The sequence below is a fragment of the Amycolatopsis sp. 3B14 genome, from assembly GCF_050958625.1.
GTDB classification, from domain to species: Bacteria; Actinomycetota; Actinomycetes; order Mycobacteriales; family Pseudonocardiaceae; genus Amycolatopsis_E; species Amycolatopsis_E thermoflava.
In genome coordinates this window covers 138,671-148,778 of record NZ_JBHZEN010000039.1, presented here as the reverse complement: position 1 = coordinate 148,778, position 10,108 = coordinate 138,671, and the positions used below count along the sequence as shown (strand labels likewise).

At 72.2% G+C, this 10,108-nt stretch carries 10 protein-coding genes; all 10 read right to left on the bottom strand.

All coding sequences use genetic code 11. The annotated features are described in order from the left end of the window. Window positions 1-247 precede the first annotated feature (247 nt). Genes tyrS through argC form a run of 10 tightly spaced genes read right to left on the bottom strand, consistent with a single transcriptional unit; the run spans window position 248 to window position 9,958 of the window. Complete coding sequence (gene tyrS, locus ACCP09_RS22195) at window positions 248-1,522, bottom strand: tyrosine--tRNA ligase (RefSeq protein ID WP_027930652.1); 1,275 nt, start codon at window positions 1,520-1,522, stop codon at window positions 248-250. 30 nt (window positions 1,523-1,552) lie between these two features. Further along, window positions 1,553-2,176, bottom strand: a complete 624-nt coding sequence (locus ACCP09_RS22190; protein WP_433749665.1) for a DNA-3-methyladenine glycosylase — start codon at window positions 2,174-2,176, stop codon at window positions 1,553-1,555. Next, complete coding sequence (locus ACCP09_RS22185; protein WP_433749663.1) at window positions 2,173-2,784, bottom strand: VOC family protein; 612 nt, start codon at window positions 2,782-2,784, stop codon at window positions 2,173-2,175. Before ACCP09_RS22185 ends, ACCP09_RS22190 begins: the two co-directional genes overlap by 4 nt. After that, the gene (argH, locus tag ACCP09_RS22180; RefSeq protein ID WP_433749660.1) at window positions 2,781-4,199 is read right to left on the bottom strand and encodes an argininosuccinate lyase; all 1,419 of its coding nucleotides are present in this window, start codon (window positions 4,197-4,199) and stop codon (window positions 2,781-2,783) included. The genes ACCP09_RS22185 and argH overlap by 4 nt, the downstream gene beginning before the upstream one ends. Window positions 4,200-4,219: 20 nt before the next feature. Then, window positions 4,220-4,723, bottom strand: coding sequence for an arginine repressor (locus tag ACCP09_RS22175; protein ID WP_017981993.1), 504 nt, complete (start codon window positions 4,721-4,723; stop codon window positions 4,220-4,222). After that, entirely contained in the window at window positions 4,720-5,655 is a 936-nt protein-coding gene (gene argF / locus ACCP09_RS22170) for an ornithine carbamoyltransferase (protein WP_027930656.1), read from the bottom strand. The genes ACCP09_RS22175 and argF overlap by 4 nt, the downstream gene beginning before the upstream one ends. Window positions 5,656-5,662: 7 nt before the next feature. Further along, window positions 5,663-6,862, bottom strand: coding sequence for an acetylornithine transaminase (locus tag ACCP09_RS22165; protein ID WP_433749655.1), 1,200 nt, complete (start codon window positions 6,860-6,862; stop codon window positions 5,663-5,665). After that, window positions 6,862-7,776: an acetylglutamate kinase gene (argB, locus tag ACCP09_RS22160; protein WP_017981990.1), complete on the bottom strand. Its 915-nt coding sequence runs from the start codon at window positions 7,774-7,776 to the stop codon at window positions 6,862-6,864. The genes ACCP09_RS22165 and argB overlap by 1 nt, the downstream gene beginning before the upstream one ends. Further along, a complete protein-coding gene (gene argJ, locus ACCP09_RS22155; protein ID WP_433749651.1) occupies window positions 7,773-8,933 on the bottom strand; it encodes a bifunctional glutamate N-acetyltransferase/amino-acid acetyltransferase ArgJ in 1,161 nt (386 codons plus the stop codon). Before argJ ends, argB begins: the two co-directional genes overlap by 4 nt. After that, window positions 8,930-9,958 carry an N-acetyl-gamma-glutamyl-phosphate reductase gene (gene argC / locus ACCP09_RS22150; RefSeq protein ID WP_378336016.1) on the bottom strand — a complete coding sequence of 343 codons (1,029 nt, stop codon included), beginning with the start codon at window positions 9,956-9,958 and terminating at the stop codon, window positions 8,930-8,932. Before argC ends, argJ begins: the two co-directional genes overlap by 4 nt. Window positions 9,959-10,108 lie beyond the last annotated feature (150 nt).

Here is a 10,108-nt window from a genome sequence, read left to right as displayed (position 1 = left end):
TTTGTTGTGTCACCCGACGACTCCACCAGCGCGCGAAGTCTCGCGACTCCAATTTCGCTGTGGTTTCGTCCGGCGGCGGTCACCCACTCTACCACCATCGGTGGGAGCTTGGTTCGTGACCCCCCGCCTGGTACCCCGCGCTCCTGGGGCTCTCGGCCCCGGCCCGGTCTCCCTGGCGACGAAGAGAACTTTACATGGTCGGAAACCCCCCTCGAACAGGGGGGTCCCTTAACCACGTTTCCCCTGGTCAGGCCAGCAATTTGACCCCGGCGGTGTTCCGCTTGCCCCGGCGGACCACGAGCCACGTCCCGTGCAGGGCGTCCCCGAGCTCCGGCCGCCACTCCTCGTCGGCGATCTTCGCGTTGTTCACGTACGCGCCGCCCTCCTTCACGGTGCGGCGGGCCGCGCCCTTGCTGTCCACGAGACCCGTGGCCACGAGGAGGTCGACGATCGTCGGCTCGTCCGCGAGCCGCACCTCGCCCACCGGCACCTCGGCCATGACCGCGTCGAGCGTGCGGGCGTCCAGCTCCGCCAGCTCACCGCGGCCGAACAGCGCCTGGCTCGCGGCGATGACCTGGCGAGTCTGGTCCTCCCCGTGCACCAGCGTGGTCAGCTCCTCGGCGAGCCGGCGCTGGCCGGCCCGCAGGTGCGGCTTCTCCTCGGTCAGCCGCGCGATCTCGTCGATCTCCTCGCGCGGCACGAACGTCAGCATGCGCAGGTAGGGCAGGACGTCGGAGTCCGCGACGTTCACGAAGTACTGGAACCACGCGTACGGCGAGGTCATCTCCGGGTCGAGCCACAGGTTCCCGCCGCCGGTGGACTTGCCGAACTTGCGGCCCTCGGAGTCGGTGACCAGCGGTGTGGTCAGCGCGTGCACGCTCGCGCCGTCGACCTTGCGGATGTAGTCCACCCCGCCGACGATGTTGCCCCACTGGTCCGAGCCGCCGATCTGCAGCTTCGTCCCGTACTTCCGGAACAGCGTCAGGTAGTCGTAGGACTGCAGGAGCAGGTAGCTGAACTCGGTGTAGGAGATGCCGTCGGAGGCCAGGCGCCGCTTCACCGTCTCGCGCGCCAGCATCACGTTCACCGAGAAGTGCTTGCCGACGTCGCGCAGGAAGTCCAGCGCCGACACGTCCTTGAACCAGTTCAGGTTGTTCTCGACGATCGCCCCGGTCGGCGAGTCGTCGAAGGTCACGAACTTCTCCAGCTGCACCCGGATCTTCTCCAGCCGGGCGGCGGTCACCTCGGGCGTGACCAGCGAGCGCTCACCGACGTCGCGCGGGTCGCCGATCTGGCCGGTCGCTCCCCCGCCGAGCACGATCGGCCGGTGGCCGGCCTGCTGGAACCGGGCGAGCGTCAGCAGCTGGACGAGGTGGCCGGCGTGCAGGCTTTCCGCGGTCGGGTCGAAGCCGCCATAGAGGGTGAGCGGACCGGCGTCCAGGTCCTTCCGCAGCGCGTCGATGTCGGTGGACTGCGCGATCAGCCCGCGCCAGGACAGTTCGTCGAGGATGTGTTCGCTCACGGCTCGATACTCTCCTACGAGGTCAACCGACTATTTGGCGGGGCGGGCCCGTCCGCCGCGCCGGTAGAGCGACACGGCAGGGGAGTCGTCGATCCAGAACCGCCACGGGGTGTCCATCGCCGCCGCCACCCCGACCCGCGGGCCGGACCGGACGCGCTCGGCGGGGATCTCCTCCCCCGTCAGCAGGCGCACCGGCGACCGCGGGTCGACCAGGTCGGCGCCGTTGTGCTGCGGGCCGATGCCGAGCGCGGACGTCAGCCGGGCCGGTCCGCGGGCCAGCTCGACGTCCTTGCGCGCGGCCTTGCGCCGGGACCGCGCCACGTCGGCCCCCTCGATGATCTCGGCGGCACGCAACAGCACCGCTCCCGCCTCGCCGTCCTCCCGGCCGACCACGTTGGCGCAGAAGTGCATGCCGTAGACGAAGTACACGTACAGGTGACCCGCCGGGCCCCACATGACCGTGTTGCGCGCGGTGCGCCCGCGGTAGCAGTGCGACGCCGGGTCGTCCTCCCCGCGGTAGGCCTCCACCTCGACCAGCCGCGCGCGGACGGTGCCCTCGGAGCTCGTGCACTCCAGCACCGAACCGAGCAGGACGTGCGCCAGGTCGACCGGGTCGATCGCCAGCTCCTCGCGCTTGAACAGGCGTCCGGTCATCGCAGCACCACCTCACGACCGGGCGTGGCGAGCACCGCTTCCAGCCGCGGGGCCGGGCCGGTGACGACCGTCAGCGCGGCGTCCACCGCGGCGAGCGGGCCCGCGACCAGGCCCGGGTCGGGGTGGACGCCGGTCAGCGACACCAGCGAGGCGCCCGCGGGCAGGCTTTCGCCCGGGTGCGGCGAGTCCTGCCAGTCGATGAGGAACGGCACCACTTCCCCGTCGTCGGCCGGGAAGGCCAGCGACCAGCTCAGCAGCACGCCGTCCGGCCGCCGTCGAGACATCGGCCGCGCGTCGCCGAACGGGTAGCCGGCGGCCCGCGTCTGCTCCAGCGCCGCGGCCAGGTCCGGCACCCGGATCGCCCACGCGGCCAGCCGGGGATCGGTGAGGTCGTCGATGCCGAACCAGCGCGGCCCGTCCGGCGCCTCCTGCTCCGGGTCGGGGCCGATGACCTCCAGGTAGGCCCTGTCGCCGAGCCCGGTCAGGTGGTTGCGCGTGCCGCGCCCCGGGTGCGGGCCGCCGGGCACGAGGTCGATCCCGCGCTCGCGCAGGTCCGCCACCGTCCCGGCGAGGTCCGGTGTCGCGTAGACCAGGTGGTCGAGGTTCACCCGATCCACTGCCGGTGGTCGGCGACCCGCGAGACGAGCCGCTCCAGCTGCTCGGCCACGCGCGCCGGGGCGGTGCCGCCGCGGGCGTCGCGGGAAGCCACCGATCCCTCGACGGTCAGCACCTCCCGCACCCGCGGGGTGAGAGCCGGGCTGATCTTCTCCAGCTCCTCGTCGGTGAGCTCGTCGAGGCCCGCGCCGCGTGCCTCGGCCACCCGCACGCACTCCCCCGCCGCTTCGTGCGCGACGCGGAACGGCACGCCCTGCCGCACCAGCCACTCGGCGATGTCGGTGGCGAGCGTGAAGCCGGCCGGGGCGAGCTCGGCCAGGCGCTCGGTGTGGAAGGTCAGGGTGCCGACCATCCCGGCGATGGCCGGGAACAGCAGCTCCAGCTGCTCGACCGAGTCGAAGACCGGTTCCTTGTCCTCCTGTAGGTCCCGGTTGTAGGCCAGCGGCATGCCCTTGAGCGTGGCGAGCAGGCCGGTCAGGTTGCCGATCAGCCGCCCGGACTTGCCGCGCGTCAGCTCGGCGACGTCGGGGTTCTTCTTCTGCGGCATGATCGAACTGCCGGTGGCCCACGCGTCGTCGAGCGTCACGTAGCCGAACTCGGCGGTGTTCCAGATGATGACCTCTTCGGCGATGCGGGAGAGGTTCACGCCCAGCATGGCCAGCACGAACGCGAACTCGGCGGCGAAGTCGCGGGACGCGGTGCCGTCGATCGAGTTGTCCACGCTGGTGGCGAAGCCCAGCTCGGCGGCCACGGCCTCCGGGTCGAGCCCGAGCGACGACCCGGCCAGCGCGCCCGAACCGTAGGGCGACTCGGCCGTGCGGGCGTCCCAGTCGCGCAGCCGGCTCACGTCGCGCAGCAGCGACTGCGCGTGCGCGAGCAGGTGGTGCGCCAGCAGCACCGGCTGGGCGTGCTGGAGGTGGGTGCGGCCCGGCAGGATCGCGTCCGGGTGGCGGCGCGCCTGGGAGACCAGGGCGTCGACGACGTCCAGCGTGCCGGCCGCGACGCGCTTGCCCGCGTCGCGCAGCCACATCCGGAACAGGGTGGCGACCTGGTCGTTGCGGGACCGGCCGGCACGCAGCTTGCCACCCAGCTCGGCGCCCGCGCGCTCGATCAGGCCGCGCTCCAGCGCGGTGTGCACGTCCTCGTCGGCGACCGTCGGCGTGAACTCACCCGAGGCGACGTCCGCGGCGAGCGCGTCCAGCGCGGCGAGCATCCGGGTCAGCTCGTCCTCGGTGAGGAGACCGGCCCGGTGCAGCACCCTGGCGTGGGCCCGGGAACCGGCGATGTCGTAGGGCGCCAGCCGCCAGTCGAAGTGGGTCGACGCGCTCAGCGCCGCCATCGCCTCGGCCGGTCCGCTGCTGAAGCGCCCGCCCCAGAGCGCGATCCCCGGTTGGCCGTTGTCTGCCATGTGTTCGTCTCAGCCTTCGCTCATCCGTCGTCGTGCAAGTCCAAAGTAGAGGAACGCCGCGCCAGCGCCGAGAACCGGTCGGCCAGGTCCCGGCCGGTGAGCGGCTCCCTGGCGATCACCGCGACGGTGTCGTCGCCCGCGATCGACCCGACCACCTCCTCCAGCGCGGCCCGGTCGATCGCGCTGGCCAGGAACTGCGCCGCGCCCGGCGGCGTGCGCAGCACCGTCAGGTTCCCGGACGAGTCCACCGACACCATCAGCTCCGCCAGCAGCCTGGACAGCCGTGACGTCCCGCCCTGGACCCCGCGCACCGGGCTGCCGTCCTCGGGGATCACGTACACCGGCGCACCGGAGTCCGCGCCCCGCAGCTTGACCGCGCCCAGCTCGTCGAGGTCCCTGGACAACGTAGCCTGCGTGACCTCGACGCCCTCCGCCGCCAACAGCTTCGCCAGCTCGGTCTGGCTGCGGATGGCCATCGACGAGACCAGCTCGACGATGCGGGCCTGCCGGGCGGCGCGGTTCATCGTCGCGAAGCCTCCTGTCCCAGGAGCCAGACCAGCAGCGCCTTCTGCGCGTGCAGGCGGTTCTCGGCCTCGTCCCACACCGCGCTGGCCGGGCCGTCGATCACCTCGTCGGTGATCTCCCAGCCGCGGTGTGCGGGCAGGCAGTGCAGCACGATCGCGTCGTCCCCGGCCTCGGCCAGCAGCTCGGTGTTGACCTGCAGCTTCTTGAACGGCGTGACCCGGTCCATGCCGTCGTTCTCCTGGCCCATCGAGGTCCAGGTGTCGGTGACCAGGACGTCGGCGCCCTCGACCGCGGCGTGCGGCTCGGTGAACAGGCCGACGCTGCCGCCGGTCTCCGCCGCGCGTTTCTTGGCGTCGGTCACCACGTCGGCGTCCGGCTGGAAGCCCTCCGGCGCCACGACCCGCACGTGCAGGCCCGCGGTGACCCCGCCGAGCAGCAGCGAGTGGGCCATGTTGTTGGCGCCGTCTCCGAGGTAGGTCAGCGTCAGCCCGGCCAGCCTGCCCTTGCGCTCGCGGATGGTCTGCAGGTCCGCCAGCACCTGGCACGGGTGGAACTCGTCGGTGAGGGCGTTGACCACCGGGACCGTGGCGGCCGAGGCCATCGCCACGATGCGCTGCTGGGCGAAGGTGCGCCATACGACGGCGTCGACGTAACGCGAGAGCACCCGCGCGGTGTCCTCGATCGTCTCCTCGCGGCCGAGCTGCATCGAGCGGCCGTCCACGATGATCGGGTGGCCGCCCAGCTGGGCGATGCCGACCTCGAACGACAGCCGGGTCCGGGTCGAGTTCTTCTCGAACAGCACGGCCACCGACTTCGGGCCGGCCAGTGCCCGGTTCGACAGCGGGTCCTTCTTCAGCTCGGCGGCCAGGTCGAGGACGGCAAGCTGTTCGTCCGGGGTCAGGTCGTCGTCGCGCAGGAAGTGGCGGAGCATCGGGCAGTCAGTCCTTCGTGGTGGTGGTGTCGAGCGCGCCGGGCAGCGCGGCGAGGAAGCCCCCGGCCTGCTCCTGGCTCAGGATCAGGGGCGGGGCCAGCCGGATCGTGTCGGGAGCGACCGGGTTGACCAGGTAGCCCGCGGCCTGGGCGGCCTTGGCGACGGCGGGCGAGACGGGCTCGGCGAGTGTGATGCCGATCAGCAGTCCGGCGCCGCGCACGCCCGTGACCAGCGGGTGGGCCATCTCCTCGACGCCGGCGGCGATGTCCTTGCCCACGCGGGAGACGTGGTCGATCAGGCCGTCGCGGGAGATCGCGCGGAGCACCGCGAGCCCGGCCGCGCAGCAGACCGGGTTGCCGCCGAACGTGGTGCCGTGCTGACCGGGCTTGAACAACTCGCCCGCCTCGCCGACGCCGATCACCGCGCCCAGCGGCAGGCCGCCGCCGAGGCCCTTGGCCAGCGTGATGACGTCGGGGGTGATCCCGGCTCGCTGGAAGGCGAACCAGTCGCCGGTACGGCCGATGCCGGTCTGCACCTCGTCGAGCACCAGCAGGGCGCCGGCGGCCTTGGTGATCTCTCGCGCGGCCTGCAGGTAGCCGTCGGGCGCGGGGATGACGCCGCCCTCGCCGAGGATCGGCTCGAGGAACACCGCGGCGGTCTCGGCGTCGACGGTCGCGCGCAGGGCGTCCACGTCGCCGAACGGGACGTGCACGACGCCCGGGACCAGCGGCTCGAACGGCTGCTTCTTGCCGGGCTGGCCGGTCAGGGACAGGGAGCCCATGGTGCGGCCGTGGAAGGCGCCCTCGCACGCGACGACCTTGGTGCGGCCGGTGAGCCTGCTGATCTTCAGCGCCGCCTCGTTGGCCTCCGCGCCGGAGTTGACGAACAGGACCTTGCCCTGCCCGGTCAGGCCGGCGACGTCGAGCAGCGCCTCGGCCAGTTCGACGGTCACCGGGTTGACGTAGAGGTTGGAGGTGTGGCCCAGCTTGGTGATCTGCTCGGTCACGGCGGCCACGATGTCGGGGTGGGCGTGCCCCAGCGCGTTGACCGCGATGCCGCCGACCAGGTCGACGTACTCGGCACCGTCGGCGTCCCAGACCCGGGCGCCCTCGCCGCGCACCAGGGTCAGGCCGGGGGTGCCGTAGTTGTCCATGAGCGCGGACTGCCAGTGCTGCCTGCCGTCCGCATTGGATGAGAGCGCGTCCATCAGGACTCCTGTTCGGGGAGGACCATGGTGCCGATCCCGCGGGAGGTGAACACCTCGAGCAGGACCGAGTGGGCGATGCGGCCGTCGATGACGTGGGCGCGGCGTGTGCCGCCGCGGACCGCGCGCACGCAGGCCTCCATCTTGGGGATCATGCCGCTGGCCAGGGTCGGCAGCAGTTCTTCGAGCCGGTCCACGCGGATCCGGTCGATCAGTGACGAGCGGTCCGGCCAGTTCGCGTAGAGGCCTTCGACATCGGTCAGCACGACCAGCTTTTCGGCGTCCAGCGCGGCGGCGAGCGCGCCGGCCGCGGTGTCGGCGTTGACGTTGTGCACCACGCCGTCCGCGTCGGGGGCCACTGTGGACACCACGGGGATGCGGCCCGCGTTGACGATGTCCAGCACCGCGTCCGGGTTGACCGAGGCGACCTCGCCGACCAGGCCGACGTCGACGGACTCGCCGTTCACGGTGGCCTGCTTGCGTTCGGCGGTGAACAGCTGCGCGTCCTCGCCGGAGATGCCGACCGCGTACGGGCCGTGGGCGTTGATGAGCCCGACCAGCTCGCGGCTCACCTGCCCGACCAGGACCATGCGGACGATGTCCATCGTCTCCGGGGTGGTGACGCGCAGGCCGCCGCGGAACTCGCCTTCGATGCCGAGTCTCGACAGCATCGCGGTGATCTGCGGGCCGCCGCCGTGCACGACGACCGGGCGCAGGCCGGCCAGCCGCAGGAAGACCATGTCCTGGGCGAAAGCGCGCTTGAGCTCGTCGTCGATCATCGCGTTGCCGCCGTACTTGACGACGACGGTGGCGCCGTGGAACCGCTGCAGCCACGGCAGGGCCTCGATCAGCACGCCGGCTTTCTCGGCCGCGGTGGCCATCCGGTCGTCGGCCGCGACCAGTTCGGGAGGAGTCATGAGGAGTAGGCGCTGTTCTCTTCGACGTAGGCGTGCGACAGGTCGGTGGTGAAGATCGTGGCCTCGCTGGCGCCGACGCCCAGGTCGATCACGATCTCGATGGCGCGGCCGGACAGGTCCGCGGCGGAGCGGTCGGCCGCCGTGGTGCCGTTCGCGAACAACGTGACGCCGTTGATGCTGATCGACAGCGTGCCCGGGTCGATCTCGGCCTGGGCGCGCCCCACGGCCATCGCGACGCGGCCCCAGTTCGGGTCCGAGCCGAACAACGCGGTCTTGACCAGGTTGTCCTCGGCGACGGTGCGGCCGACGTTGATCGCGTCCTGCTCGCTGGCCGCGCCGCGCACGACGACGTCGACCTCCTTCGTGACGCCCTCGGAGTCCGCGCGCAGCTGCTGGACGAGGTCCATGCAGGCGGCGGTGAGGACGTCGGTGAACTCGTCCAGGCCCGGCGTGACACCGCTGGCCCCCGAGGCGAGCACGAGGACGGTGTCGTTGGTGGACGTGCCGCCGTCGACGTCGAGGCGGTCGAAGGTGACGCGGGTGGCGGCCCGCAGCGCGGCGTCGAGCGCGTCCGGGTCGACGACCGCGTCGGTGGTGAGGACGGACAGCATCGTGGCCAGGTTCGGGGCGAGCATGCCGGCGCCCTTGGCGAAACCGCCGACGCTCCAGCCGCCGTCGTGGCTCCGCAGCGTCTGCTTCGGCTTGGTGTCGGTGGTCATCACGGCGGTGGCGGCGGCCAGCGCCGACTCGCTCGTGGAGTCCAGCGCCTTGACCGCGGCGTCCACACCGGACAGCACGGCGGGCATCGGCAGCCGCTCCCCGATCAGGCCGGTCGAGCACACCGCCACGTCGATCGCGCCGGCCTCCAGCAGCTCGGCGACCTTCTCGGCGGTGGCGTGCGTGTCCTGGAAGCCGCCGGGCCCGGTGGCCGCGTTCGCGCCGCCGGAGTTGAGGACGACCGCGCGCAACCGCTTGTGCCGCAGCACTTCCTGGGACCACAGCACCGGCGCCGCCTTGACGACGTTGCGGGTGAAGACCCCCGCCGCCGCTTGCTCGGGCCCGTCGTTGACGACGAGCGCGAGGTCCAGTGCGCCGGATGCCTTGATCCCGGCGGCCACGCCTGCGGCGCGGAACCCATTGGGTCCGGTCACGGTCACGGTGCGACTCCTACTGTCGGAAGGCCGGTGGTCTCGGGGAGACCGAGTGCGATGTTCATGGACTGGATGGCGCCACCCGCGGTGCCCTTGGTCAGGTTGTCGATCGCGGCCACGACGACGAGGCGGCCCGCGTCGGCGTCCACCGCGACCTGCAGCTGCACGTTGTTCGAGCCCAGCGTCGCCGAGGTGACCGGCCAGCTGCCCTCGGGCAGGACCTGCACGAACGGCTCGGCCTGGTAGGCCTTCTCGTACACCGCGCGCACCGCCGCCGTGTCGGTCTCGCCCGCCAGCGGCGCGCTCGCCGTGGTGAGGATGCCGCGCGGCATCGGCGCGAGGACCGGCGTGAACGACACGGTCACCGGCGCCCCGGCCACCGCGGTCAGGTTCTGCGCGAACTCGGGCGTGTGCCGGTGCGCGCCGCCGACGCCGTACGCGCTCGCCGAGCCCATCACCTCGGAGCCGAGCAGGTGCGGCTTGAGGCTCTTGCCCGCGCCGGACGTGCCCGTCACCGCCGTGATGGTCACCTCCGGCCGCACCAGGCCGGCTGCCAGAGCGGGGGCCAGCGCGAGCGTGCCCCCGGTCGGGAAGCAGCCCGGCACGGCGATCCGCTTGGTGCCGGCCAGCTTCTCGCGCGCGCCCGGCAACTCGGGCAGGCCGTAGGGCCAGGTGCCGGCGTGGTCGCCGCCGTACCAGCGCTGCCAGTCGGCCGCGCTGGCCAGGCGGTGGTCGGCGCCCAGGTCGACGACCAGCACGTCGGGCCCGAGCTGGGCCGCGATCTCCGCTGAATGACCATGCGGCAGCGCGAGGAAGACCACGTCGTGGCCGCCCAGCGTCTCCGCGCTGGTCTCCTGCAGGATGCGCCCGGCCAGCGGGACCAGGTGGGGCTGGTGCTGACCCAGCGGTGTACCTGCGCTGCTCGCCGCCGTCACCGCACCGATTTCGACCTCGGGGTGCGCCAGCAGCAGGCGGAGGGCTTCCCCGCCCGCGTACCCGCTCGCCCCGGCCACCGCGACCTTCACCGTCATACGCATGATTATGCATTGCGGCGGAAGATCAATCAAACGAGTTCCGGCAAGGGTCACAGTGGCCGGGGCTCACGGCGTCAGCGCTCAGCCGTCATCTTCACCTCCGTTATCCGGCTGGTGGGCGCAAGCGACGTCGGGTTAGGGGTCCTG

What these genes read in the sequence shown, in the direction of transcription:
- ACCP09_RS22190 (WP_433749665.1), bottom strand. Translation starts at nt 2,176, where the DNA reads ATGACCGGACGCCTGTTCAAGCGCGAGGAGCTGGCGATCGACCCGGTC.
- argH (WP_433749660.1), bottom strand. Translation starts at nt 4,199, where the DNA reads ATGGCAGACAACGGCCAACCGGGGATCGCGCTCTGGGGCGGGCGCTTC.
- ACCP09_RS22175 (WP_017981993.1), bottom strand. Translation starts at nt 4,723, where the DNA reads ATGAACCGCGCCGCCCGGCAGGCCCGCATCGTCGAGCTGGTCTCGTCG.
- argF (WP_027930656.1), bottom strand. Translation starts at nt 5,655, where the DNA reads ATGCTCCGCCACTTCCTGCGCGACGACGACCTGACCCCGGACGAACAG.
- ACCP09_RS22165 (WP_433749655.1), bottom strand. Translation starts at nt 6,862, where the DNA reads ATGGACGCGCTCTCATCCAATGCGGACGGCAGGCAGCACTGGCAGTCC.
- argB (WP_017981990.1), bottom strand. Translation starts at nt 7,776, where the DNA reads ATGACTCCTCCCGAACTGGTCGCGGCCGACGACCGGATGGCCACCGCG.
- argC (WP_378336016.1), bottom strand. Translation starts at nt 9,958, where the DNA reads ATGACGGTGAAGGTCGCGGTGGCCGGGGCGAGCGGGTACGCGGGCGGG.